This window comes from Vibrio sp. 2-2(8), from assembly GCF_963888495.1.
Lineage (GTDB): Bacteria > Pseudomonadota > Gammaproteobacteria > Enterobacterales > Vibrionaceae > Vibrio > Vibrio anguillarum.
Genome location: NZ_CAWPJM010000022.1, coordinates 568,178 through 593,400, shown reverse-complemented (window position 1 = coordinate 593,400; position 25,223 = coordinate 568,178). Strand labels below are relative to the sequence as shown.

Below are 25,223 nucleotides of genomic sequence, written 5' to 3'. Positions count from 1 at the left end.
ATGTTTAACGAACAAGCAGTCACTGAAGATGGAATAATTGACCGTTTAAAAAGTTTAAGCGGTGTTAACTGGAATTACTGCCATGGTGAGAGTTTGCCTAAGCAAACACACGATATCTTCGTTGATACCTGGCTTAAAGACACGCTTTGTTCGTTAAATCCTGATATTGGCAACAATCCTGATTATGCTGATGAGGTGATTTACAAACTTCGTGGCTTGATGTTGGAAGCAAAACATACAGGCTTAGTCAAAGCCAACGAAAACTTTCATGAATGGTTAATGGCAGAAAAAAGCCTACCGTTTGGTGAGAACGGCGACCATATCACTATCAAGCTAATTGACTTTGATACCCCTGAAAACAACCACTTTGTTGTTGCGCAGCAGGTGCACTTTATTGCCGCGACAGAGGTGTTCTTCGATATCGTTCTGTATGTGAACGGTATTCCGCTGGTGGTGGGGGAAGTAAAATCCGCTACTCGTCCAAGTGTCACCTGGCAAGATGGCGCTGCTGATTTTATGGGCGGCCAAAAGCACTATTGGAAAAATGTTGAACCTTTCTTTGTACCAAACCTTTTGTGTTTTGCTTCTGAAGGTCGCACCTTTGCTTATGGTGCAATTAATGCGCGAGTGAAAGACTGGGGGCCATGGTATAAAACCGACCAGCGAGATGAAATTCCAGCAAGCTTAGCCACCGTGCTTGATAGCTGTGAAGGCTTGCTGAATCCAGAAACCTTGTTGCAAATGCTAGAGTCATTTGCGCTGTTTTCGACCGTCAAAACAGGTAAAGACACACCACCCAAGCGCATAAAAATTCTGCCACGTTATCCACAATTTGAAGCCGCAAAGCAAATTGTTGAGCGTGTAAAAAAAGGCTATCCGAAAAAAGGGCTTATCTGGCACTTCCAAGGTTCAGGTAAGTCTTTGCTTATGCTCTATGCCGCTCGAATGCTTCGTGCTGATAACAAATTGAAAAATCCAACCGTCTTGATTGTGGTAGACCGTCGAGATCTCGATAGCCAAATCAATGAAACCTTTGGTGGAGCGGATGTTAAAAACCTCATCAAAGTACAAAGCTGTAAAAAGCTTGGTGAGCACATAGAACAAGATAGCCGCGGCATTTTGATCACCACAGTCTTCAAGTTTAAAGATGTCGAAATCGATGAGAGCAATGAAAACGGTCTAAATAGTCGTGACAACATTATCGTGCTGGTGGATGAAGCGCACCGTACTCAAGAAGGTTCGCTCGGCGATAAAATGCGCTGGGCGCTACCTCATGCTCACTTCTATGGCCTAACAGGTACGCCGATTTCTGGTATCGACCGCAATACTTTCAAACTCTTTGGTGCTGAAGAGGATGAAGGGCGTTATATGAACCGCTACAGCTATAAGCAATCCATACGAGATAAAGCGACCAATGCAGTGAAGTTTGAGCCTCGTTTGGCTGAGCTTCGTGTAGATCGTGCAGCGATTGATGAAGCTTTTGAACAAATGGTCAAAGACAACGACCTAGATGATGATGAGAAAATGGCATTGTCTAAACGTGCTGGCCGCTTAGCGATTATGTTGAAGGCGCCAAAACGCATGGCGGCAGTAAGCGAAGATATTGCCAATCACTTTGTAAGCCATGTAAAGCCGAAGCAGATGAAAGGCATGGTTGTGGTCTATGACCGAGATGCCTGTGTTCAGATGTATTATTTACTCGGTAAGAAACTAGGCTTTGATGCGGTAGAAGTGGTCATGAACGTCGACCAAGCACCAATCAAAGATGAAGACGCAAGTAAGAAAGGCAAGGTTAACAAGGACTGGCGTAAATGGAAGCAAGACCTTGAGCTGCCTATCAAAGAGTCCGACTTTGAACGTTGGCAAGAGATTGATGGTAATGACCAAAAGCAGAAGAGCCTGATTGAGGATTACAAAGATCCAAAACAACCACTTCAATTGCTGATTGTAACCGCAAAACTGTTGACTGGCTTTGATGCGCCTATTTGTTACTGCATGTACTTAGATAAGCCATTACGTGACCATACCTTGTTGCAAGCAATGTGTCGTACTAACCGTTTGTACGAGACGGATAATGTTAGTAAGCAAATGGGCCTCATCATTGATTATTTAGGCGTGTTTGAGAACTTGCGTACCGCGCTCGCTTACGATCCTGAAGAGATCGATGGTGTGGTAGAAGGCATCGAGGCCTTTAAAGAGCTACTGCCCGCTCAACTAGATAAGTGCTTAAGCTTTTTCCCTAATGTCGACAGAACCATCGATGGCTTTGAAGGTATTATGGCAGCACAAGCTTGCTTACCAACTAACGAGAAGCGTGATGAGTTTGCAGCCTCTTTTGGTGTATTAGCTAAGTTATGGTCGGCGATTAACCCAGATGTGTTCTTAACGCCTTATCGAGCGGATTATAAGTGGTTGGTTCAAATCTATGAATCAGTCCGCCCAGTAGGGCAGACAGGCTCACTTGTATGGGCTGCTTTAGGTCCAGAAACCATCAAGATGATTCACGAGCATACAGATATCAATCGTATTCGCGATGATATTGATGAGTTAATCATGGATGAGCACGCTATCTTCACGTTGACTGAGAAAGAGCAAGAGAAGCGCGCGAGCCAGTTAGAAATTGATCTAATGGGCCGTCTGCGTGGCAGCGGTAACCCTAAGTTTATCGCTCTCGGTGAGCGCTTAGAGAAATTACGCCAAGATTATGAAGCAGGTGTCATCAAAGCAATAGACTGGTTAAAAGGGCTGCTTGATACGGCCAAAGATACTGTGCAAGCCGAACGTGAAACGGGCGACTCACCAGTAACCCAAGAAGATAACAAACAAGCGCTTACCAAGCTGTTCTTAGAAACTCGACCAGAAAGCACGCCTAAGCTAATCGGCGATGTAGTAGAGCAGATAGACAAGATTGTAAAAGCTAAACGATTTAAAGGTTGGCAGAGCTCGAACAGTGGCCCAAGAGAGATTCAAAAGGCACTGTTGCTGACACTTGCTCAGTTTGGTTTAGGAAAAGACAAAGAACTGTTCGCCAAGGCGTATGGTTATATTGAGGAGCATTATTGATGGCAACTATTTCACTTCCTCTACCACCTAATGTTCTTTATAAAGAAGCACAGCAGATCGAGTTTGATAAAATCGCTACATTCATAGGTGGGAATGGCTCAGGGAAGTCAACGATATTAAAGTCTATATTTGATGAAAAACTTAAAGGCTCGTTATACGAAGACTTTAAGGTTGTGTGTTTTTCGTCTGGTCAAAATGAAAGTTACTCTGAGCGCTTTGCTCACTACTTAAATAATGAGCGTAAAGATAAAAGAGCACTAAGCTTGGATTGTTTTTACTATGATAAATCGTTGGCAAAATTACTGGTCTTTTTATCTACTACTGGTAACCAAAACGGTTTGGTCCGAAAATTCTTATGTCACAATGACTATGTTGTTGAAAACGAATTTGAAGAAGATGGTTCAACAAAAATTACTTTTGATATTAAAGTTGATAAAGCATATGTGAGCTTAGTAGAGCAAGCTCAAAAAGAAGAAGCTCAAGGTAATAGCGACGTCATGACCAGCAAGGCCTATCATCTAACCCTGAGCAACTTTATTAACACATTAGTGGATGATAGTTACGATTTTAGTCAGCCTCTAGAATTGAAAACGATTCAGTTGTCTCAAAGCGGGTTATCCAATGTGTCCTTTGAGACCGATGAACATACCTCTTTTGATTCAAAAATCATGTTTTTTACACAAGCTGCAGATAACGATTACTTTGTAGTTAAAAAAAGTTTAAACCTTGAATTTTTGAAAGTGAATGGCTCCTCAGGTGAAGAAAGTAAGCCACTACGTTTGGAAGATTTGAGCGATGGTGAGTACCAACTACTTTTTCTATATGCTTTAGTTGATCTTTTTGATAGAGAAAATACTTTGTTTTTGTTTGATGAAGCAGATTCACATCTCCATTATAAAAATATTGACCATCTATGGACCACATTCAATAAGATAAGCGGTAGAGCTCTTACAACAACTCACTTAATAGATTCAATTTCTAAATCTGGCATAGATAAGCTTAAGGTTGTTGAGAAAGGTGAAATAAAATCTGGAGAAAAAATAAGCTATCTTGCCTCTAGACTTAAAGAATTGTCAGAAATCAATAATACACAACTTAAAGCAATGTCGATCGCAGAAAATATTGTTTTTATGGATGATGAAGATGATTGGATTATTTTCAAACAACTAGCTATAAGAAAACTAGCTGAAACAGAAGAAAAAAAAGCACAGATGATTTCTTTTCTTAATAAGTTCATTGTTATAAAGCAAGAATCTGGTTTTGAAAAAGATGCTCAAGTGTTTGGTCATGCAAAAATAAAACGGCTTGATAACTTTGTAGGATATTTAGAAGGGCATTTACATAATACAAAGAATGTGTACCTCATATGTGACAGGGATGAGTATCTTCTGAATAATATTGGTACTGAAAAATGTAAATTGTTAGTTCAAAACAATGGTACTAAAAAGTTCAATAAGAACAAACTAACATCCCATTTACTTTCTTGGAAAAGAAGAGAAATCAAGCACTACCTGGTTAGCCCAACAGCTCTTGCGAACAACGTTTCTGATCTTAATGAGATATTTGATCTAGGTAGAAAAACGGGGTTATCTGAAGGTAATCCAGGCGATTACGATACTAATGGAAAATATAACGATAAGTTGGCATCAATTGAGTCTAATTTAGTTAAAGATTTAGTAGACCCTTATGTCAAAGATGAGGTTGGTTTTTGTTCTAATAAGACACAAGCGTTTGTTAATCGAATACCTAAAGAAGAAATTAGTGAAGATATTGTAGAAATGTACAATTATTTGGTGAAAACTAATGAATAATAAATTGATAAATATCATTGAGCTCATTAGAAAGGATACGGGCATAAATAATGCTATTGATGCGGTTGAGCAATTAGCTTTATTACTATTAGTTAGGTATACTCACGAGGTGGCCTCAAATGAGATATCAAAAGAAAATTACATAGACTCATTTAGGAACTTATTTTTCGATCTAAATGATTTTTCAAAAGATGGTTTAGTGATTGATTTTTATGCATTAAGAGATAAATTAAATCATGTAGTAGTTAACAGTCGTTTTAGTGAAAATAAATTATCTCATAGTGTTTTCTCTCGTAATAACTGGAAAAAAATCGAAAACATTTTAGATCAGATACCTTTTCGAGTTAGGTCAAAGAAAATCTTAGGTTTGGTTATACATAGATTGGAAGAGTTGGACTTATCCGAAGGTATTGAAGTAGATTTTGACCGTTTATTGTTCAATATGGTGAAAGATTCAGGTTCATCAGGTGCCTATTATTCTCCAAGACCATTGATTAAGGCGATGATCAGTGTTTTAAACCCTAAACCACTAGCTACTGTTTACGATCCTGCTATGGGAACTGGTGGGGTTTTTGTTGAGGCAAAAAAACACGCGAAGGATAAGAGCTGCTTTAATGGTTTAAGTTTTATTGGTAATGATCTAAGTCCATTCGCGCATTTGATAGGGGCGTTGAACTTACTTCTAAACGATATCGATATTGGTGGCGTATCGATATCTGACTCATTGTTAGATAGAGATTGTCAGCAATACGATTTTGTCATATCGGGAGTGCCGTTCGGAAAAGTTAACGAGTTAACTAAGTATGAATATTACTATCACGGTTATAGTGGCAGTCTTGAAGCGATGTTTCTTAAGCATACGATGGATAAGTTGGCAAAAGGGGGACGGGCTGCAATAGTTATTCCAGATGGCATTTTATTCGGCAATGCATCACATCTAGATGAACTAAAGCGACAGTTGCTAACGCAATTTAATCTACATACGGTTCTAAGCCTTCCCAAAGGTACGTTAGCGCCATACTCTGGAGTTAAAGTTAGTGTTTTGTTTTTTGATAATACCGTGTCAGAAAAAGACATATGGTTTTATGAGTTAAGAACGGACAAACCTTTGAGTAAGGTAAACTCAATTACTGACTCTGATTTTGAGGACTTTACGTCATTGTACGAACGTAGAGAAGTTAGTGAGCATTCTTGTTTAATAAGTAAGGAGTCTTTACTACAAGATAAGACACTTAACCTTTCATTTTCTTTACCTAAGAAAGAAGCTGGCTTTAAGTTCGACAAACAGAAAATGATCGCTTCATTGAAAAGAGAACAGTTAGCCTTGATGACATCAATCGAAAATCACTTCGATCATATGTCTCGAAATCTCGAGTTTAAGTATATATATCAGATTAAGTTAAAAGATATTTGTAAACTCAGAAGTGGAAAGAATCTCAATAAAGATGACGTCGAAAACAAGGGATCATTTCCTGTGTATGGAGGAAATGGGATAATAGGATATTACCTAGACCCCAACAGACCTGGAAATTCAATCGTAATTGGAAAGGTAGGAGCATACTGCGGAAACATACACTTTTCATCTAAACCTTATTGGTTAACTAGTAATGCGATAAGCTTAGAACTATTGGATACGACTAGGGTATATTTGCCTTACTTAGCTCATGTTTTAAAAAGCCTAGACTTGAACAATTTGGCAACAGGGACTGCACAGAAGTTTATTTCTATCAATAAGTTATATGAAGTTGAAGTTTTTTTACCTAGTCTCGAAAAACAAAGGGAATTGAGTGACTGGTTTACTTCTATTGAAGAAAGTAAGAGTAAGATACAAAGCCTGTTAGCCGATTTTAGCCAAAACATTGGAACCATCTCAACGGAGTCAATTAATGAAAAGGCTCTTAAAGAATAGAATTTTTTGGTTATCTATATGGCACGTAGCTGCTTAGTTCCTGTCACAGATAGGCTGCCTTTGGCGGCCTCTTCTATATGCCCACTCCACCAGCACATCATTGGCTTTCTGCGCTCAAGGTAGTCAGTACGGTTGTATGCACTGCGGACCTGATTATCGTCAACGTGGGCCAACGCTGCTTCTACCAAATCGGGATCAAAGCCTTGCTCGTTGAGTGTGGTACTCGCTAGAGAGCGCAAGCCGTGACTAACCAGCCTTCCAGCAAAACCCATACGTTTGAGTGCCATGTTTGCCGTTTGGCTGTTGCAGGGCTTTTTCGGGTCTCTATCCGACGGAAAAACAAAATCGCGATGGCCACTTATCGGTTTCATTACTTCCAATAGCGCCAGCATCTGCTCAGTGAGCGGTATGCGGTGCTCTCTTCTTTTTTTCATTCTTTCAGCTGGAATGGTCCAAACTTTCTCATCCCAATTAATTTCATTCCAACGTGCACCGGATGCTTCCGCAGGGCGCGTCATGCTATGCAATTGCCATTCAAGTAAACAACGCGTAGTGCGTTTGATACTGGCATTAGCAATCGCGCTCATGAGTTCGGGCAGCTCTGCCGGTGTCAGTGCCGCCATATTTTCTTTTTTTGGCTTCTTAAATGCGGCTTTGATGCCAGTTAATGGATTGGCCTGGATAAGACCGCAGTTAGTGGCGAAGTTCATCACTTCATTGAGTCGCTGTGTTAAGCGTTTGACGGTTTCTAGGCTACCTTTGGCTTCAATCGGTTTGAGTAGTTCTATGATCTCTGGTGCGGTGATCGCTTTTATCGGTTTGTTGGCAATGTGCGGAAAGATATGAAGTTCCAATGAGCGCCAGATATCGAGGGCGTAATCCGGTGTCACATCATGCTGTTTGATGGCAAACCAATCTTTCGTGACGTTCTCAAAGGTGTGCTCATGGATCTCTTTATGAACTTGTTGTTGGCGTTTTCGATCGTCTTGTGGATCGATACCTTGTGCGATTAGCTCTTTGGCAGAAAGTAAGCTTTTTCTTGCTTGTAAAAGGGAGATGTCTGGGTACATTCCAAAGCTTAAGTTAGCTCGTTTACCGTTTGTGGGGCGATAGTAGTTGAAGATCCACTGCTTTGAACCGTTAGGTTTGATTCTAAGTCGCAAGCCATCACCATCGAAAAGATTATATTCTTTCTCTCTAGGTTTGGAGGCTTTGATCTCTTTATCTGTCAGCTTTACTGTGTTTTTTGCCATGATGGGTACACCAGATTAACACGATAAAATCAGTGTACCTTGTAGTGTACCTAAAAATCAAAGCTGCTATGAAATCGCATTGGACGTTGTTGGATGCTAAGTTGTTGATTTTACGTTATTGCGAGCAAGAAAAAAGACGCCCTAGGACGTCTTTAAACTATGATTTGGTGGAGCTGGCGGGATTTGAACCCGCGTCCGAAAATCATTCATCATTGGTACTACATGCTTATTCGATCTTTAATTTCACCATCAAACTGCGAACCGACACGCTATCTAATGGCTATCCTGAATTAGTTTTAATGCTTTGTCTCTCAGGCGGGAGACGCGGCACGAGCTTGTTTGGTTTTGACTCTCTGTTGTTCCCCGTCTTACGAGCGGAAGCTAGGGCAGAAAGGCTCTTGGCAGGTTATTAAGCTGCTAGTGCGTAGTTTTCGTCGTTTGCGACTATTTTTTTGCGGCTTTTAACGTGGCAAACCGCCCCACGGCATGCACCTCAGACTGCAAAATTCCCGTCGAATCCAGAATCAGCCCCAAGTGTGTTGACGCATACTACCAGAAAACCTTTGTCTGTCTAGCTTTCTGCGTCTAAGTGGTCAAGATTAACGCAATGAGCTCTTCATTACGCGTGCTTTCTCTCTTGCCCAATCTTTTTCTTTTAAATCATCACGTTTGTCATGCAGTTTTTTACCTTTCGCTACACCAATTTTGATTTTCACCCAAGAGCGAGACCAATACAGTGATAGTGCGATAAGTGTCATGCCTTCACGGTTGATGCGTCCATAAAGGTTGTCCAGTTCACGGCGGCTGATTAACAGCTTGCGCACGCGAGTTGGGTTGGCAACCACGTGAGTGGATGCTTGCTGCAGTGGCGTTATTGTCATTCCGGAAACAAAGGCTTCTCCGTCTCGCATGAAAACGTAGCTTTCTGCGATATTAGCTTTGCCTTGACGAAGAGATTTGACTTCCCAGCCTTGGAGCTCCATGCCAGCTTCTACTTCATCTTCGATAAAGTATTCGTGGCGAGCTTTTTTATTTACAGCAATGGTATTGCTACCTGCTTTTGAGTTTGATTTTTTCTTTACCATAGTGGCGGCATTATACGGTTTGGTTTGAGCTTAGGAAATCCTTTTATTTGCGTAGGATAAGAATAAAAGTAAAATTGTTACACACCAGACTCTTTCGGTGGTGATGAGGAGAGAATATGAAGCAAGTCAGTCGTTCTGCTTTAGTGTCTTTTAGTGCAGAACAAATGTTTAATCTCGTGAATGACGTTGCTCGTTATCCTGAATTTTTGCCAGGTTGTTCTGGTTCTCGCGTTATTGAATCTTCCGATTTGTCGATGGTGGCTTCGGTGGATGTTTCAAAGGCAGGGATAAGTAAGACGTTCACAACGTCGAATGTGTTGGTGGCCAGTGAAGCTATTTTGATGAATTTGGTCGATGGTCCTTTTAAGGCTTTAAAAGGCGGTTGGTATTTTACTGCACTTGATGAACAGGCCTGCAAGGTTGAACTTAAACTGGAGTTTGAATTTTCGAGCAAAATGGTGGAATTGGCTTTTGGCAAGATATTCAATGAATTGACTAGTAATATGGTTAACGCATTTACCAAACGAGCGAAACAGGTGTATCAGTAATGAGTATTGAATCTGAGATGATCCATGTTGAGGTAGTCTATGCATTGCCTCATGAGCAAAGAGTACTGAATTTGGTGGTAGACAAAAACTCAACCGTCGAAACGATAATTCAACAGTCCGGTGTGCTTGAGCTCTACCCAGAGATTGATTTATCAAAAAATAAGGTCGGGATTTTTAGTCGTAACGTTAAGCTAGATTCGACGGTCAGAGACCGTGATCGCATCGAAATTTATCGTCCGTTATTGGCCGATCCTAAAGAGATCCGTCGCAAGAGAGCCGAGCAGGCAAAAGCGCAACAGTAAACGTTGCTGCGGTATTGGGTGCAAGATAAAGGGCTCGTTATGAGCCCTGTCCGTTAGTGTCACTCATTGTGAGGTGCACTTTGGGTATCATTTGTTTGAACGTGTTTTCGTTCAGTTTACGCCTTCAAAAAACCGTTCGCTAGGAGGGTAGTCGCCACTGATTTCCATCAAAGCACCTGCGGTATTAAATGTCGCAATCAGGTTTTTCTGTATCGATTCTTTGTGGCCTTCCGTGTGGTGATAAATGTAATACCAAGTATCGGGATAACCGTTTTCAATAAGCATCGGCGACCCCATGACAAACCTAACCTGTTCTTTGCTCATACCGAACTTGAGTTGATCGACGGCTTGCTGTTCAACGTAGTTGCCTTGGTTAATATCAATACGATAAACGAGTTTTTCTAATAAAGAGCATCCAGTCAGCATTGTCATTGCTAAAGGGACTGCGATTAACCACTTTTTTAACTGCATATTCAAAATTCTTTGCCAATAGGTCGTAAAACTGGACTGATAATAAACAAGCTCGCAGCAGAAGTAAAAAATAGACTGAGCTACGAGCTAGTTGAGACTGCAAATTTTGAGTTTGGTTGCAAACCTAAAAAGAAAAATGTCAGCTTAGGCGGCGATCAGCAGTTCTTTCGCATTAGCAAGGGTAGATTCGGTGATTTGGCTACCCCCTAAAAGGCGAGCAAGTTCAGCGACGCGTTGTTCATTGTCTAACCGTTTCATTTGTGTTTCTGTCTTTCCAGCTTTGGCTTGCTTGCTGACAAACAGTTGTTGGTGCCCGCAGCCTGCCACTTGTGGTAAGTGAGTCACACACAGTACTTGAGTTGATTCACCTAATGTTCTTAACATTTTTCCGACTACCGCAGCAGTTGGCCCACTGATACCGACATCGACCTCATCAAAAATAAGGCTAGGAGTGTCTACTTTTTGAGCGGTGATCACTTGGATTGCTAGAGATATCCGTGACAGCTCTCCGCCTGACGCGACTTTAGCGATAGGCTGCAGTGGTTGACCTGGGTTGGTTGAGACTAAGAAAGTTACGGTGTCAAAACCCAGTGGTGATGGATGCGTTGTTTCATGATTAACTTCGATGCAGAACTTGGCTTTTTCCATGCTCAGTTCGTGCATGCTATTGGTGATTAATTTATCTAGCTCTTTCGCGTAACGGCTACGAGACTTATGCAGTTTGTCGGCACAGGTTGCAAACTGCTGATACTGTTTGGCAACGTTACTTTCCAGTTCTTGTAATTTATCTTCAGAGCAGTCAAGTTGCGCTATTTGTTTGAGCAGATCTTGGTGGTGGTGGTAAAGCGTTTCAGGAGCGATGTAGTGCTTGCGCGATATGGACATCACTTTAGAGTAACGTTCTTCTACATAAGCCATACGTTCAGGATCGACATCGATACTGTCCAGATAGTTTCGCAATTCACTGTTGGCTTCTTCGAGTTGGATGATGGCTTCAGCCACCATGTTGGGTAAGGTGGCAAGTTTTTCATCTAACTCGGCCAGTTCAAGCAAGGCGTGGTTGGCTGACTGCAGCAAACTTAGCGCATTGACTTCTTGCCCCTCATAAATAAGTTCAATGGCTTGCTGGCAAGTGGTAGCAAGCTCGCCACTGTTGGCTAAACGTCTGTGCTCTTGTTCGAGTTCGGTGAACTCTTCTTCACCAATCGCCAATTCATTGAGCTCTTTGATTTGATATTCCAGCAGTTGAACTTGAGCTTGGTTTTGTTGACTATTTTCTTTGAGTTGATTGAGCTGGTTATCTGCTTGACGCCACATTTGGTAGGCTAAGCGTGTCTCTTTGACAAGATTCACGTGACCTGCGTATTGGTCCAGCATGCTCATTTGATACTCACTTTTCATCAGTTGATGATGGGCGTGTTGACCGTGGATGTTGATCAGTAATTGACCTAGAGCTTTGAGTTGTGAAAGAGGCACAGGGCTGCCATTGATGAAGGCACGAGAGCGGCCATCTTTGGTGATGATTCGGCGTAAAATACACTCTTTTTGGTCGAGCAAGTCATTGTCTTCCAACCAGCGCGTGGCGTTGAGGTTATTGTCCAAAATAAAGGCGGCGCTGACTTCGGTTTTTTCTTCACCCTGCCTGACCATTCCTGCTTCCGCACGGCCACCAAGGCATAAACTGAGCGCGTCAATTGCAATGGATTTACCCGCACCGGTTTCGCCAGTAATGGTAGTCATTCCTTTGGAAAGCTCTAACTGCAATGATTTAACAATAGCAAAATTATTCACACTTAAATGAGCCAGCATTTCTGTACCTATATAATCAAATAACACTGTATAAGTGAACAGTATAAACTGTTTTTTTATACAGTAAAGATGCCTGTCAGAAAACTATGAGTATTGTAAACTGCGCTGAGTTTAGTGCATGCGACAGGAAGTGATTTATGTTGCTTGATAGCTCTGGCTTTCTAGTGAATTTTACTTCATTCGATGGGGTTAATTAGTTTTGAATTGATTATTAAATGTTCATTAAATAGTTTGACGAGGTTCACAAAAAAGATAGAATACGCAACCTGTATACAATGTAACAAGGTGTAGTAAATCATGAACTCAGCACTTCTTTCGCTATTAGAAAAGAAAAGCACCTCTGAAAAAGGTAAATCCCAATCGACATTGGCTGACAAACTATCGAGTGTCATGGTGTTTGGCGCGACAATCGCCGTAGTTGGTTTGCTAGGGTTAATCTACATTGCATAAATTCACATAAAAAAGACGCTTGATGCGTCTTTTTTATCATCTAGAGAATAGCGCTTACTTGGTCGCTATCACTTCAATTTCCACTTTCGCATCCATAGGCAGGCGAGCAACTTCAACGCATGAGCGCGCTGGAAAAGAGGCTTGGTGGCTTTCAAAGACCATCGTAATTCTCGTCATTAGTGGGTTGCCATTGGTGTAGTGAAACTGACTTAACCGCTGAATGTCGGTAATAGGTTCATCATTGACATAAAGTGGAATACTGCGGTTGCGATACCAAATAAGATCAGCATGCCGATCATTGCGTTGCCACCCGGTGCCATAAATCCTTCTTGACCACCTTCTAAAGTGCGTGATTTACGAGCCAATAACGCTGGAATTAAGCAAGCCCAGATTGTTGCAGCAGCACCCGCATAGCCAATCGCCAGAATAAAGCCGAAAGGGAACAATAAAGAAAGGGTGAGTGGTGGAATAAATGTCACTAGCCACGTTTTAGTGCGACCTTGTTTGTTGTCTTCAAATTTAAACAGGTCTGCCAGAAAATCAAAAACACCTAAGCCTACACCGATGAACGAAGAAAGAATGGCTGCCATTGAGAAGGTATTGATTGCGTGCGATACCTTGTCTGAATCAATCACAGAGCCTAACGCTGCTAACAGAACTTCAACGTTACCACCTTGGGCAATCACTGGGCCGAAATTGCTACGTGGTAGGTTACCGTAAATACTGGCCATCCACAGGAAGTACAGACATAGCGCGATAACGGTACCGCCCAAAATGGCGTATTTTGCGCGATGCTCACACCCATAGTAAGAACGCATACTGGCCACTGAGTGATGATAACCAAATGAGGTTAAGGCCACAGGTAACATTGCCATAGCGTATGGGGCATAATTGGATTCTTCGTTAATGCGGTCGAAAAGTACGCTAGTATCTATGTTAACGGCTAAACCAGAAACACCAAATACGAAGCTCAGTACCATAAAGGCAATAAGAACAATAGAGATCCTGTCGACTGCTCGAGTAGAGTGCCAAACGAAAAGAGAGAAAACAGCAACAAACAGGACTGATGTGATTTTGTTATTGATGCCTAAAACACCTTCTAGAATTAAACCTGAAGATGTGATGTAAGCATAAAGTAAGATACCGCCGACAAAATAAACTGCTAAATTATTAATTCGGTTGACGTTATCGCCAAGGATGTCTTTGGTCACAGTGTTGAAAGACACTTTAAGATCGTAACGCTTGAATGCTTCCAATAGCATCCAACCCGAGAGTGTCATCATGATCATAGTGAAGGTAATTGTGATAAGAGACCAAGTCGTCCAAGCGCCTGCTCCCGCACTCGGTAACCCTAACATTCCGGCTCCGACACAGACGCTTGCTATGATACAAGCTCCGCCTACTAAAGATGGATTATTGTTCATAATCGTTACTCTTGTTTAAGTTTCATGTTGAGGAAAAAGCCCGCTAAATTTATAGATTTTGTTTTGCTCAATTTAGAAGGAAATAGCGCGCCAATTAGGCGCGCTTTAGTTAGTGATTATTCAACTTCCTTTAGACGGGCTGTGAAGTGGCGTAGCACTTGTGGCTCGTAGGTGAAATCGAGTCCCTTTACGTTGTGGGCATTCTCTTTTACTTTCCCAAATGCTTCGATAACAAAGTCCATGTGCGTTTGGGTGTAAGTAGCACGAGGAATGGTTAGGCGTAACAACTCAGCAGGACAAGGGTGTTGTTTACCCGTTGCAGGATCACGGCCTAATAGTAACGAACCGATTTCCACCGCGCGAATACCTGCTACTTTGTAGAGTTCACAGGCCAAAGCATGGGCTGGGAATTGATGCGAAGGGATATGAGGTAATAGTTTGCCTGCATCAACGAATGCTGCGTGGCCGCCAGCCTGCTGACACACAACCCCAATGGCTTCTAGGCCATCAACAAGGTACTGAACCTGACCGATACGGTACTCTAGCCAGTCTTGACGCATGCCATCGTATAGACCGACAGCAAGACGCTCCATTGCACCACCTTCAAGACCACCATAAGTAGGGAAACCTTCTTGAATCACACAAAGCGTGCGGCACTCTGTGTAAGTGTCCATCATCGATTCATCTTTGAAACACAACAGACCGCCCATTTGAACCATTGCATCTTTCTTCGCTGACATGGCTAAACCATCTGCGTATTTATAGGTTTCACGAGTGATTTCTTCGATAGTCCAATTTTGATAACCCGGTTCGCGTTGCTGAATAAAGTAAGCATTCTCAGCAAAACGCGCAGAGTCCATGATGACAGGAATATCGTAGCGTTGAGCAATCTCGTATACCGCTTTTAAGTTAGCGATAGAGACAGGCTGACCACCGGCAGAGTTACAAGTAATCGTGCTGACAATGTAAGGCACGTTCGCAGGCCCTGCTTCTTCAATCGCCATTTCCAGTTTCGCGATATCAAAGTTACCTTTGAAATCTGCATTGACAGATGTATCGAACGCATCTTCGGTATAGACGTTTTTCGCCACGCAGCAGTTAACCTGAGTGTGACCTTGAGTGGTGTCGAAGAAGTAGTTAGACAGCGCCACCATTTTTGAGCGGTCTAGGCCTTTTTCTTGCTCACGCTTTTTAATTAGAACAGGAATATAGATTTGCTCTGCACCACGGCCTTGGTGAGTTGGGATAGTTAACTCATAACCGAAGATATCTTTCACCGCATTCGCCAGCGCATAGTAGCTGCGGCTGCCACTGTAAGCTTCGTCACCCATTAGCATTGCTGCTTGCATTCTTTGAGTAATAGAGCCTGTGCCGCTGTCAGTGAGAAGGTCAATAAATACATCGTCACTATCGATAAGGAATGGGTTCATACCCGCTTTAAGGATGGCCTCTTCGCGATATTCACGTGTTGTACGTTTTACTGGTTCAACAACACGAATGCGGAAGGGTTCTGGTAAGTGTTTAAAGTTTTCCATGATAATACCTTTGAATAATTTAAATTTCGTCAGGCGATATTAGTCAGCACTCTTTATATATTTAGAGTGCAAAATATCGCGCCAAATAATTAGCGATAAAATTCGAGTGAAATAAATCTATTTGAGAATAACCAAGCAACAACTTTAAATTAATAAAGATGAATGCAAGCATCGAAAAACGATATAAATAGATTTAGTGTTGATGTTGATTGTTTAATGGATTCGAAAGAATGCAGAAACAACCAAGCAGGCTAGGCGTGTGCAAAAGATGGTAAAATTGAGATTTGATAGTCGTGCGTGTACCAAGCTAGGGAGCTTGACCATAACTTATCTTGAATTTTTAGATTTTTACTCATATCTAAATCCGTGGTGAGTTATAGCTGGTTGACTGATGGAACGATTCTTAACCAAGTTGATCAGTAAGTAAATTGATAGAAATAATAATTGTGATCGAAGTCCTTAACTTGAATATGGAATAAATCATGGCTCACAAATAATCAGCTATAGGATAAGTAAATTTATGATGGAAAATAAATAGAAATTTTAAAACCCATTAAATATTAATGATTCCCTGTAAAAAAGACCTCGATATTATTAATCGAGGTCGACAGTCAATAGAAGGTGAAGAGGTTGGTTTAAAACAATTTACTCGACCAACCCAGTTTCTTTCTTAGCACGTGATAGTAGCTGTAATCTTTAGGATGAATGAGCTTTAGAATATTTGGGCTTTGGTAAATATGCACTTCATCACCGGGGGAAACCGGTAGGGATACTTGTCCATCGCAGCTAACTTCCTGTGTTCCGCGATTATCAGGCGAAACCAGCAGTTTTATCTGGCGGTTGCCATCCACAACTAAGGGGCGGCTTGAAAGGGTATGCGGGAACATGGGGACCAGTGTAATGGCGTTTAAACTGGGAGATAAAATCGGCCCGCCGCCAGAAAGTGAATAAGCGGTAGAGCCCGTTGGGGTAGAAACGATAAGGCCATCAGAGCGTTGAGAAAAAGCGAAGCTATTATCTATATAGACTTCAAATTCAATCATATGTGCAATTTTGCCGGGGTGTAATACGGCTTCATTAAGCGCTGCATTATGGCTTTTGACTTGCCCGTGGCGATGAATTTCTGTTTCCAGTAAGAAGCGTTGTTCTTCTAAATATTCGCCATTGAGTACTGCAAGTAGCCTTGGTTGAAAATCTTCTGGGTTGAGATCGGTCAAAAATCCTAAATTGCCACGATTCACCCCAATCACGGAAATGTCGAAGCGTGATAATACGCGTGCGGCACCGAGCATATTGCCATCGCCCCCAACCACAACCGCAAGGTCTGCTTTTTTGCCGATTTCAAGCAGGCTAGCGAAATGTTCCGCAGGTACACCTTCCAATATTTCACTGAGACGATCATCAATAAAGACCGGATATCCCATTGAAGTTAGCCATTGGTAAAGCTCTTTATGTGTTTGAATGGCTTGTTGATCTCTTGGTTTTCCAATGATAGCGATCACTTCAAATGGTTTTTTCATAAATTTTCCAAACTAATTAGGCTTGAATCAGGATTGTTCATCCCCATAATAAGGGCAAGTTATGCCTTTGTGCGAATTTTTGTGTGCTTAACTTTTTGAACTGTGGAGGTTAAGCGCAAAATAGTTGGATTCTGGAGATATCATGAACAACGAAGAAAACAAAATCAAAGAAGAAGAACTACAGCAAGAAGTAGTGGGTCAAGAAGCTGAAGTCGTTGGTACTGACGCGGATATCGATTGGAACGAACAAGTTGAAGTCGATGAGAAAGAGTCCCAAATTGCGCAATTAGAAGCGGCGCTACTGTCGAGCGAAGCAAAAATTCAAGAGCAAAAAGACTCGGTGCTAAGAGCGAAAGCGGAAGTTGAAAATATGCGCCGCCGTTCAGAGCAAGAGATCGATAAAGCGCGTAAATATGCGTTGAGCCGTTTTGCTGAAGAGTTGTTGCCAGTGTTAGACAACCTAGAGCGCACGATTCAAGCTGCTGACGCTGAGAACGAAGTAGTGAAACCGCTGGTGGAAGGTGTGGAACTGACGCACAAAACTTTCATTGGCGTAGTTGAAAAGTTTGGCCTGAAAGAGATTAATCCTGAAGGCGAAACATTCAACCCAGAACTGCACCAAGCAATGTCAATTCAAGAGAGCCCAGATCATGAACCTAACACTGTGATGTTTGTGATGCAAAAGGGCTATGAGTTGAATGGCCGAGTGATTCGCCCTGCGATGGTCATGGTATCAAAGTAAAGAGTTGCGAAATAAGCCAAATGCTTTATTGGCGTTAATTTATTCAGTGCCAAAGAGAGGTGTACGTCGCCTCTCTTTTTTATGTCGAAATCGATTAATGTCGAGATAGAAACCTTCATTAAGTGATTTCGGGATTGAAAAAGTCGTTATTTACGCTGTTTAGTCGAAATATCATAACTTTTTTCAATTTTGCCCTTGAAAAGGTGCTGAGTGACCTTATTTATTGGGCATACGAGAAACGAACATCCTTGTTTAGTTTGTGAGTAAGGGTTGAAACCCTGTTCTCCCTCCCCCACATAGGGGGTAGCATAAAACAAAAATAGAATTTATTTGGAGATAGCCTGATGGGTAAAATCATTGGTATTGACTTAGGTACTACTAACTCTTGTGTTGCTGTTTTAGATGGCGACAAACCTCGCGTTATTGAAAACGCTGAAGGTGAACGTACAACTGCATCGGTAATTGCATATACAGATGGTGAGACGCTAGTAGGTCAGCCTGCAAAACGTCAAGCGGTAACAAACCCAACCAATACGCTATTTGCAATTAAGCGTTTGATCGGTCGTCGTTTTGAAGACGAAGAAGTTCAACGTGATATTGAAATCATGCCTTACAAAATCGTGAAGGCTGATAATGGCGATGCTTGGGTTGAAGCAAGAGGCCAAAAAATGGCCGCTCCTCAAGTTTCAGCTGAAGTTCTGAAGAAAATGAAGAAAACAGCTGAAGATTTTCTTGGTGAGCCAGTTACTGGTGCCGTTATTACGGTTCCTGCATACTTTAACGATGCACAACGTCAAGCAACGAAAGATGCAGGTCGTATTGCAGGCCTTGAAGTAAAACGTATTATCAACGAACCAACAGCGGCTGCACTTGCTTATGGTTTGGACAAACAAGGTGGCGATCGCGTTATCGCGGTATACGACCTTGGTGGTGGTACATTTGATATTTCAATCATCGAGATCGATGAAGTTGAAGGCGAGAAAACATTCGAAGTTCTAGCAACTAACGGTGACACACACCTTGGTGGTGAAGACTTTGATAACCGCATGATCAACTATCTCGTTGATGAGTTCAAAAAAGAGCAAGGCATCAACCTAAAAACTGATCCACTTGCGATGCAGCGTCTGAAAGAAGCCGCAGAAAAAGCGAAGATTGAGTTGTCATCAGCGCAACAAACAGATGTGAACTTGCCTTACATCACCGCTGATGCTGCTGGTCCTAAGCACATGAACGTGAAAGTGACACGTGCGAAACTAGAATCTCTAGTGGAGGACCTTGTTCAGCGTTCGCTTGAGCCACTAAAAGTGGCGTTGGCTGATGCAGACTTGTCTGTCGGCGACATCACTGACGTTATCCTAGTGGGTGGTCAGACTCGTATGCCTATGGTTCAGAAGAAAGTGGCTGAATTCTTTGGCAAAGAAGCGCGTAAAGATGTTAACCCAGATGAAGCGGTTGCTGTTGGTGCGGCCATTCAAGGTGGTGTGCTTGCGGGTGAAGTAAAAGACGTACTGCTACTTGACGTAACGCCTCTGTCTCTCGGTATCGAGACAATGGGTGGCGTGATGACTAAGTTGGTTGAGAAAAACACAACGATTCCAACTAAAGCGAATCAAGTATTCTCTACCGCTGAAGACAACCAAAATGCAGTAACGATCCATGTTCTACAAGGTGAGCGTAAGCAAGCCATGTACAACAAATCGCTAGGTCAATTTAACCTAGAAGGTATTCAAGCTGCACCACGTGGCATGCCACAAATTGAAGTTGTGTTTGACTTGGATGCGGATGGTATCTTGCACGTGTCTGCGAAAGATAAACAAACAGGCAAAGAACAGAAGATCACTATCCAAGCGTCTGGCGGTTTGAGCGATGCTGAAATCGAGAAAATGGTCCAAGAAGCTGAAGCAAACAAAGAAGCGGACAAAAAGTTCGAAGAGTTAGCGACAGCACGTAACCAAGCGGACCAAATGATTCACGGTACTCGTAAGCAAATTGAAGAAGCGGGTGATGCTCTTCCTGCTGACGATAAAGTGAAGATTGAAGCGGCCATTACTGAGCTTGAAGAAGCGAAGAAAGGTGAAGACAAAGAAGCGATCGACGCTAAAGTTCAAGCGCTTATGGCTGCTGCTCAAAAACTGATGGAGATCGCTCAGCAAAAAGCTCAAGCACAACAAGCGGGTGAAGGCCAACAACAGTCTGCAGAAGACGATGTTGTTGACGCTGAGTTTGAAGAAGTCAAAGAAGACAAAAAGTAATTGATTGAGTTCCCTCCTTTTAAGCGGGGAGGGCTAGGGTTGGGTGGCTCGCGAGTTTAACCCACCCTAACTTCTCTAAGAGAAGAATGAAATCAACGGTATGATGCGGGCGTTTGGGGTAACTCTTACGCCCGTATGTCTGTAATTAATGAAAACTCATTGGTGTCCATCTAACTAACAGTGTCTTTTTAGTTTGAATTCACTAGAATCTAGAGCCATTAGTTAGGTCGATATAAACACCAAGCGGCAGCGTGTCGTTTGCGGTAACAAATTGGTGACGAAGAAGATGTCAAAACGTGATTTTTACGAAGTATTAGGCGTAGGCCGAGATGCCTCTGAGCGCGATATTAAAAAGGCGTACAAGCGCCTAGCAATGAAGTTTCACCCTGATAGAAACCAAGGGGATGACAGCGCTTCGGACAAGTTTAAAGAAGTAAAAGAAGCGTATGAAATTTTAACCGATTCGCAAAAGAAAGCGGCTTATGATCAGTACGGTCATGCTGCTTTTGAACAAGGCGGAATGGGCGGTGGCGGCTTTGGTGGCGGCAGTGCTGATTTTGGCGATATCTTCGGTGATGTCTTTGGTGACATTTTCGGTGGTGGTCGTCGGGGCGGTGGTCAAGCGCGTGCACAACGTGGTGCTGACTTGCGTTACAACATGGAACTGTCTTTAGAAGAGGCCGTTCGTGGTTGTTCGAAAGAGATTGAAGTGCCAACACTGGTCCATTGTGATTCTTGTGAAGGTACTGGCGCGAAGAAAGGCTCGTCTGCGCAAACGTGTGGAACCTGTCATGGTCACGGTCAAGTACAGATGCGCCAAGGATTTTTTGCTGTACAGCAAACCTGTCCGACTTGCCATGGTAAAGGTAAGATCATTAAAGACCCATGTAACGTGTGTCATGGACAGGGGCGTAAGCAAAAAACCAAAACGCTTAATGTTAAAATTCCAGCCGGTGTGGATACGGGCGATCGCATTCGTTTATCTGGCGAAGGTGAAGCGGGAGAAATGGGCGCTCCAGCGGGGGATTTGTACGTACAAGTTCACGTCAAAGAGCACCACATTTTTGAACGTGATGGCAACAACTTATACTGTGAAGTCCCTGTAAGTTTTGCTATGGCGGCACTTGGCGGTGAAGTTGAAGTTCCAACACTCGATGGTCGTGTAAACTTGAAAGTGCCAGAAGAGACGCAAACAGGGCGCATGTTCCGTATGCGTGGTAAAGGTGTGAAAGGCGTACGCGGTGGGGCGATCGGTGATTTGGTTGTCAAACTCGTGGTTGAAACACCAGTGAAACTGAGCACGCGTCAAAAAGAACTATTACGTGAATTTGAAGAAACTTGCGGTGGTGAAGCGGCAAATAAGCATAAGCCTAAATCGGAAGGTTTCTTTAATGGCGTGAAAAAGTTCTTCGATGATTTAACCAGCTAATTCACTGTTGAATTATTATCTATCCAATAAGGCCTGCAATGCAGGCCTTATTCGTTCCAGATACAGGATGACTTTGTCCTCCCCTCACAAACTGAACCTTTGTGGTGTTCTATTTCCAGCATGCGCTTGGTGCGGATTCGTTGGTTGATTTCAATGTCATGACCTTATCGCTGGTAAGGCACTCATCCTTGTCTTGGCCTCTGGTGCTCTGCGCCGTCGCGGTGATGGTGTAGCTACTGGTTGCGGAGCTGGCGACTGAAAACTGATAGCGTTCAGCATCGCTTTCACAGATGACGCAATTTCCCCCTGAAATGATCCCGCTCCAGTCATAACCCTTATCGTAGTGATGCTCCAGTTCCAGTTGAATTCTCCCCATATCGGCGAGAGCGGTGGTTCGGTGTCCTTTTAAAACGTGCTTGGTATAACTTGGATAAGCGATTGCAGACAGTACGCCAATAATCACAACCACAATCAATAATTCGATCAATGTCATCCCGAACGACTGCCGGTTGTGGTTGTTGCATTTAGAATTTCGAATCATCACGTGGAGTTCCTTGTTGATTTACCCGCTATTTTTATTAGGTGATAGCATTCGCGCAAGGTGAATTTTGTTTCATATTTTAATTACATAGGAATTTGGGAAATGGCTCGCGGGTTTACTTTACTTGAGCTGCTTATCACGGTTTCCGTTTTGTCTATTTTACTCACGATAGCGGCTCCCAATTTCAAACAAGTCAGTGATACGCAAAAGATGCAACGTTTAGCGGGTGAGATTAATGGCTTGATGATGAGCGCCCGTTCGGAAGCAGTAATGAGAAAGCAGCCGCTATGGGTGCATATTGTCATGTCGGGTTCGGTTAATAGCCAAGGTGAATGGCAAATCGTGCTGACTAATTCAGGAACCTATCCCGGGGGGCAAGTGATTTCATCGCTATCGGGGCAACCTTATCGAAATATTGAATTGGGGGTGAATTACCCGTCAAATCAGATCCATTTTGAAGCCATTAATGGCCGAGCTGTAAATGGGAGCCTTGATTTTTCAACACACCAAGGTGCACTCAAATTCACGACCTATAGACCTTCAGGACGAATGCGCCTATGTGGTAATGGAGGAGACTATTTTGGTTTTAAGCAGTGCAGCTAACATACCGAGAGCAAAAAAGCATACCTATAAAGCTCATATCGCTGAAACCAAGCAGATGGGGGCAACGTTAATTGAGTTCATGGTGGCATCCATGCTTGGCTTGATTGCGATAGCCATTATCGGCTCCGTATTCATTACTGGACAGAAGGTAGCGACCGAAAGAGGCAAGGAGCTACTGCTACTGCAACAAGTGACGGGCGCGCTGCAATACCTCAAACAAGATATTCAACGTGCAGGTTATGATGGCGGTCATGGTAACTCACTCACGTTATTGGATAGCGATGATATCGTTTTTGTTTCGGCCGACCAATCAACGCTCGCGTATGCATACCTTGATGATACGGGGGCAACGAAACAGATCAGAAATGTTGGGTTTGTCATGACTTCTGGCGCGTTGGGTGTCTGTGACAGGCCGACGTCTGTGATTTCTGGGGCCAAAACCGTTTCCCAAGCGACGGCTGGTTGCTCTGCTATTTTTGATACTAACCAGATTAATGTGACTCATTTTCAAGTCCAGCGAGCATCATTAGCGGCGAATGGTGTGAGCTCAGCCTACATGACGATCTCTATGGCAGCAGAGTTGGTGGGGGATAGCCGTGTATCAACATCATTTGGAGTGGCAATAAAACAAAGGAATTGGCAGTAATGAAGCAAGCTCAGCAAGGCGCTGTAACGTTATTGATCACCACGCTTTTGTTGGTGCTCGCTTTAGTGGTGGCATTAGGCTCCTACCGTTCGCTCTTTTTTCAGATCAAACGAGCACAAAATGAGGTGCAAGCGAGGCAACAGCATTGGCGAGCAGAAGGGGGGCTTGAGTGTGGTTATAGCCATATTATGAACAATAAAAATAGTTCAATTCCCAACAACCTCAATACCTTGTGTGTCGATTTAGAGTTAACGTACCTCTCTGCAGACCCTACTAACGCCAGTACACTTATGTCCCAGTATCAAATGACGACGTTGAAAAAGAACATTCTGTTTCAACGTGGGAGAAGTCCAGGAGCCATTCGTTCTACTTCAGACTTAATAGTGTTTGGCTCTACACTTATTTCTCCACCAGATCCCGGGCCCAAAAATAGTGATGGGAAATATGAATGCGCGGCTATCGCCGTTGCTAAATATGTTATTGCTACGGCGGGAGTGACAAATAATGGTGTTGGGAGTGCTATTCAAAAACCAAGCGCTGTTTTTGACAATAGTGCCGATTGCGCGCCGACGCATAAAACGAACAGTAGTTCACAAAGCGGTATTTGGAAAAATAGTCGCGGTCTTTATGAAGCAGTCGATGTCAAAAATGATATTTACCGAGATGAAACGCTAAACCCATTTAAAGATCTCTTTGGTTACGAACGGGGAGAATGGGAAAAAGCACGCGACGATACTGAATTTAAGTTCTTGAGTTACACAATGACCAGTGGTGATGTTGATTGTGTTTCGAAATTTAAAGGTGCTTTGGTTCTTGGTCAGCCGAATCAAGTATGGATTGATGGCAGTTGTCAACTTAACCAAGCATCGATTGATACAATGTCAACCATACAAAATGCTCATCCTGGAACTTACCTTTTTTTGCTGGTGCATAATGGTGTATTAGGGATTCGAGGGAGTGGCAGCATTCAAGGGGTGCTCTTTCACTTTAACAGTGGATTTGCCGCTGATACGGCAAATTGGAATGGATTTGATACTGAACTCATCGCGGATCTCAATGCTAATTTTGATGCACCGATAAAAACATTGTACGGCAGCGCTACCACCTTGACGCCAAAGCACGCTACCTACTTACAGTCGGGATCTTTTCAATTTACCGGAGGAATGGCCTTTGATACCCAAGGTCAGATAGCACTATTTTATAACTCGCTACGTTTGCAATATAACAGTGATATTGAAAACAGCTTTTCCTTTTCGGTTCCACCTAGATGGCAAAAAGGTTCATGGAATGATCTCTAAGCAGCAAGGATTTAGCCTAATAGAAGTGATGATATCGTTTGTTCTAATTGGTGTTGGGGCACTGGGTTTGGTCAAATTGCAAGTGTTGGTTGAGCAAAAGGCGGATTTTGCCGTTCATAGTATCGAAGCACTACATTTGGCCGAACAAAAGTTGGAATGGTTTCGTAGCCGTGGCGCTTCTGCCGCGATTTCTACTCTCACGCCAGCGAATTTTGATAGTGATATTGTCAACGGACAAGATCACTCACATCCCTTTTATACACTCAGTTGGTCAGTACCAACGGTCTCTTTATCGGGCTCACTGAAAACCATTTATATTGAGTCCTATTGGCATGATCGTCAGGGAAATAAGCAGTCGGTTGAGCTGAAAACCATGATTTCGCAGTTCAGTGAGTTTGATTAGCGTCTCGATGCTTATACAAAAATGAAATATTTGATTTTGCAAATTGGTTACTGATTTGTAGGAAAAAAGAGCATAAGAATGTGTTTGGATTGTTGTGGTGGAATGCTATTTTTGCAAAATATGTCCCCG

At 42.7% G+C, this 25,223-nt stretch carries 21 protein-coding genes, 1 other RNA gene and 1 pseudogene; 13 read left to right on the top strand and 10 right to left on the bottom strand.

All coding sequences use genetic code 11. The features are described 5' to 3' along the window. The 3 genes from AACV12_RS09035 to AACV12_RS09025 are packed head-to-tail and all read left to right on the top strand — an operon-like array spanning position 1 to position 6,783. Entirely contained in the window at positions 1–3,063 is a 3,063-nt protein-coding gene (locus tag AACV12_RS09035) for a type I restriction endonuclease subunit R (RefSeq protein ID WP_170900199.1), read from the top strand. Next, on the top strand, positions 3,063–4,874 hold the full coding sequence (locus AACV12_RS09030) for an AAA family ATPase (RefSeq protein ID WP_170900198.1): 1,812 nt from the start codon (positions 3,063–3,065) through the stop codon (positions 4,872–4,874). The genes AACV12_RS09035 and AACV12_RS09030 overlap by 1 nt, the downstream gene beginning before the upstream one ends. Continuing rightward, entirely contained in the window at positions 4,867–6,783 is a 1,917-nt protein-coding gene (locus AACV12_RS09025; protein WP_170900197.1) for an N-6 DNA methylase, read from the top strand. The genes AACV12_RS09030 and AACV12_RS09025 overlap by 8 nt, the downstream gene beginning before the upstream one ends. A gap of 14 nt (positions 6,784–6,797) precedes the next feature. On the opposite strand, the gene AACV12_RS09020 is transcribed toward AACV12_RS09025, so the two are convergent. From AACV12_RS09020 to smpB, 3 genes are all read right to left on the bottom strand, one after another. Further along, on the bottom strand, positions 6,798–8,036 hold the full coding sequence (locus AACV12_RS09020) for an integrase domain-containing protein (RefSeq protein WP_170900196.1): 1,239 nt from the start codon (positions 8,034–8,036) through the stop codon (positions 6,798–6,800). Positions 8,037–8,201: 165 nt separating this feature from the next. Continuing rightward, positions 8,202–8,568, bottom strand: a transfer-messenger RNA (tmRNA) gene (ssrA, locus tag AACV12_RS09015). A gap of 67 nt (positions 8,569–8,635) precedes the next feature. After that, positions 8,636–9,121, bottom strand: a complete 486-nt coding sequence (gene smpB / locus AACV12_RS09010) for an SsrA-binding protein SmpB (protein WP_013857439.1) — start codon at positions 9,119–9,121, stop codon at positions 8,636–8,638. Between the two features lie 116 nt (positions 9,122–9,237). Here smpB and AACV12_RS09005 point away from each other — a divergent pair, with 116 nt between their 5' ends. Both AACV12_RS09005 and AACV12_RS09000 read left to right on the top strand, forming a co-directional pair. Continuing rightward, entirely contained in the window at positions 9,238–9,669 is a 432-nt protein-coding gene (locus tag AACV12_RS09005) for an SRPBCC family protein (protein WP_013857438.1), read from the top strand. Continuing rightward, on the top strand, positions 9,669–9,971 hold the full coding sequence (locus AACV12_RS09000; protein ID WP_010319507.1) for an RnfH family protein: 303 nt from the start codon (positions 9,669–9,671) through the stop codon (positions 9,969–9,971). The genes AACV12_RS09005 and AACV12_RS09000 overlap by 1 nt, the downstream gene beginning before the upstream one ends. 111 nt (positions 9,972–10,082) lie before the next feature. On the opposite strand, the gene bamE is transcribed toward AACV12_RS09000, so the two are convergent. Further along, positions 10,083–10,442, bottom strand: a complete 360-nt coding sequence (gene bamE / locus AACV12_RS08995; protein ID WP_026027472.1) for an outer membrane protein assembly factor BamE — start codon at positions 10,440–10,442, stop codon at positions 10,083–10,085. A 144-nt stretch (positions 10,443–10,586) separates the two neighbouring features. Next, a complete protein-coding gene (recN, locus tag AACV12_RS08990) occupies positions 10,587–12,251 on the bottom strand; it encodes a DNA repair protein RecN (protein WP_029388392.1) in 1,665 nt (554 codons plus the stop codon). Positions 12,252–12,548: 297 nt separating this feature from the next. Here recN and AACV12_RS08985 point away from each other — a divergent pair, with 297 nt between their 5' ends. After that, positions 12,549–12,701: a hypothetical protein gene (locus AACV12_RS08985; RefSeq protein ID WP_170900195.1), complete on the top strand. Its 153-nt coding sequence runs from the start codon at positions 12,549–12,551 to the stop codon at positions 12,699–12,701. Positions 12,702–12,755: 54 nt separating this feature from the next. On the opposite strand, the pseudogene AACV12_RS08980 reads toward AACV12_RS08985, so the two are convergent. The 4 genes and pseudogenes from AACV12_RS08980 to nadK form a co-directional block, all read right to left on the bottom strand. Continuing rightward, positions 12,756–12,857, bottom strand: a pseudogene (locus AACV12_RS08980) (Rid family hydrolase); the annotation flags it as partial. Positions 12,858–12,910: 53 nt separating this feature from the next. Then, entirely contained in the window at positions 12,911–14,125 is a 1,215-nt protein-coding gene (locus AACV12_RS08975; RefSeq protein WP_026028108.1) for an aromatic amino acid transporter, read from the bottom strand. Between the two features lie 116 nt (positions 14,126–14,241). Then, entirely contained in the window at positions 14,242–15,660 is a 1,419-nt protein-coding gene (gene tnaA / locus AACV12_RS08970; protein ID WP_017043367.1) for a tryptophanase, read from the bottom strand. 635 nt (positions 15,661–16,295) lie between these two features. Beyond that, the gene (gene nadK / locus AACV12_RS08965) at positions 16,296–17,180 is read right to left on the bottom strand and encodes an NAD(+) kinase (protein WP_013857433.1); all 885 of its coding nucleotides are present in this window, start codon (positions 17,178–17,180) and stop codon (positions 16,296–16,298) included. A gap of 142 nt (positions 17,181–17,322) precedes the next feature. On the opposite strand from nadK, the gene grpE reads away from it, so the two are divergent. From grpE to dnaJ, 3 genes are all read left to right on the top strand, one after another. After that, on the top strand, positions 17,323–17,922 hold the full coding sequence (gene grpE, locus AACV12_RS08960) for a nucleotide exchange factor GrpE (protein ID WP_038148829.1): 600 nt from the start codon (positions 17,323–17,325) through the stop codon (positions 17,920–17,922). 344 nt (positions 17,923–18,266) lie between these two features. Continuing rightward, a complete protein-coding gene (gene dnaK, locus AACV12_RS08955) occupies positions 18,267–20,174 on the top strand; it encodes a molecular chaperone DnaK (protein WP_013857431.1) in 1,908 nt (635 codons plus the stop codon). Positions 20,175–20,460: 286 nt separating this feature from the next. After that, a complete protein-coding gene (gene dnaJ / locus AACV12_RS08950) occupies positions 20,461–21,603 on the top strand; it encodes a molecular chaperone DnaJ (RefSeq protein ID WP_170889424.1) in 1,143 nt (380 codons plus the stop codon). Positions 21,604–21,712: 109 nt separating this feature from the next. On the opposite strand, the gene AACV12_RS08945 is transcribed toward dnaJ, so the two are convergent. Beyond that, the gene (locus AACV12_RS08945) at positions 21,713–22,144 is read right to left on the bottom strand and encodes a type IV pilin protein (protein WP_170900211.1); all 432 of its coding nucleotides are present in this window, start codon (positions 22,142–22,144) and stop codon (positions 21,713–21,715) included. Between the two features lie 102 nt (positions 22,145–22,246). Here AACV12_RS08945 and AACV12_RS08940 point away from each other — a divergent pair, with 102 nt between their 5' ends. The 4 genes from AACV12_RS08940 to AACV12_RS08925 are packed head-to-tail and all read left to right on the top strand — an operon-like array spanning position 22,247 to position 25,094. After that, the gene (locus AACV12_RS08940; protein WP_170900194.1) at positions 22,247–22,747 is read left to right on the top strand and encodes a GspH/FimT family pseudopilin; all 501 of its coding nucleotides are present in this window, start codon (positions 22,247–22,249) and stop codon (positions 22,745–22,747) included. Then, positions 22,725–23,393: a PilW family protein gene (locus AACV12_RS08935; RefSeq protein ID WP_094164459.1), complete on the top strand. Its 669-nt coding sequence runs from the start codon at positions 22,725–22,727 to the stop codon at positions 23,391–23,393. Before AACV12_RS08940 ends, AACV12_RS08935 begins: the two co-directional genes overlap by 23 nt. After that, a complete protein-coding gene (locus AACV12_RS08930; protein ID WP_170900193.1) occupies positions 23,384–24,691 on the top strand; it encodes a hypothetical protein in 1,308 nt (435 codons plus the stop codon). Before AACV12_RS08935 ends, AACV12_RS08930 begins: the two co-directional genes overlap by 10 nt. Further along, positions 24,681–25,094 (top strand): type IV pilus modification PilV family protein, encoded by a 414-nt coding sequence (locus AACV12_RS08925; protein WP_017045593.1) that lies wholly within the window; start codon positions 24,681–24,683, stop codon positions 25,092–25,094. Before AACV12_RS08930 ends, AACV12_RS08925 begins: the two co-directional genes overlap by 11 nt. Positions 25,095–25,223: the final 129 nt, after the last annotated feature.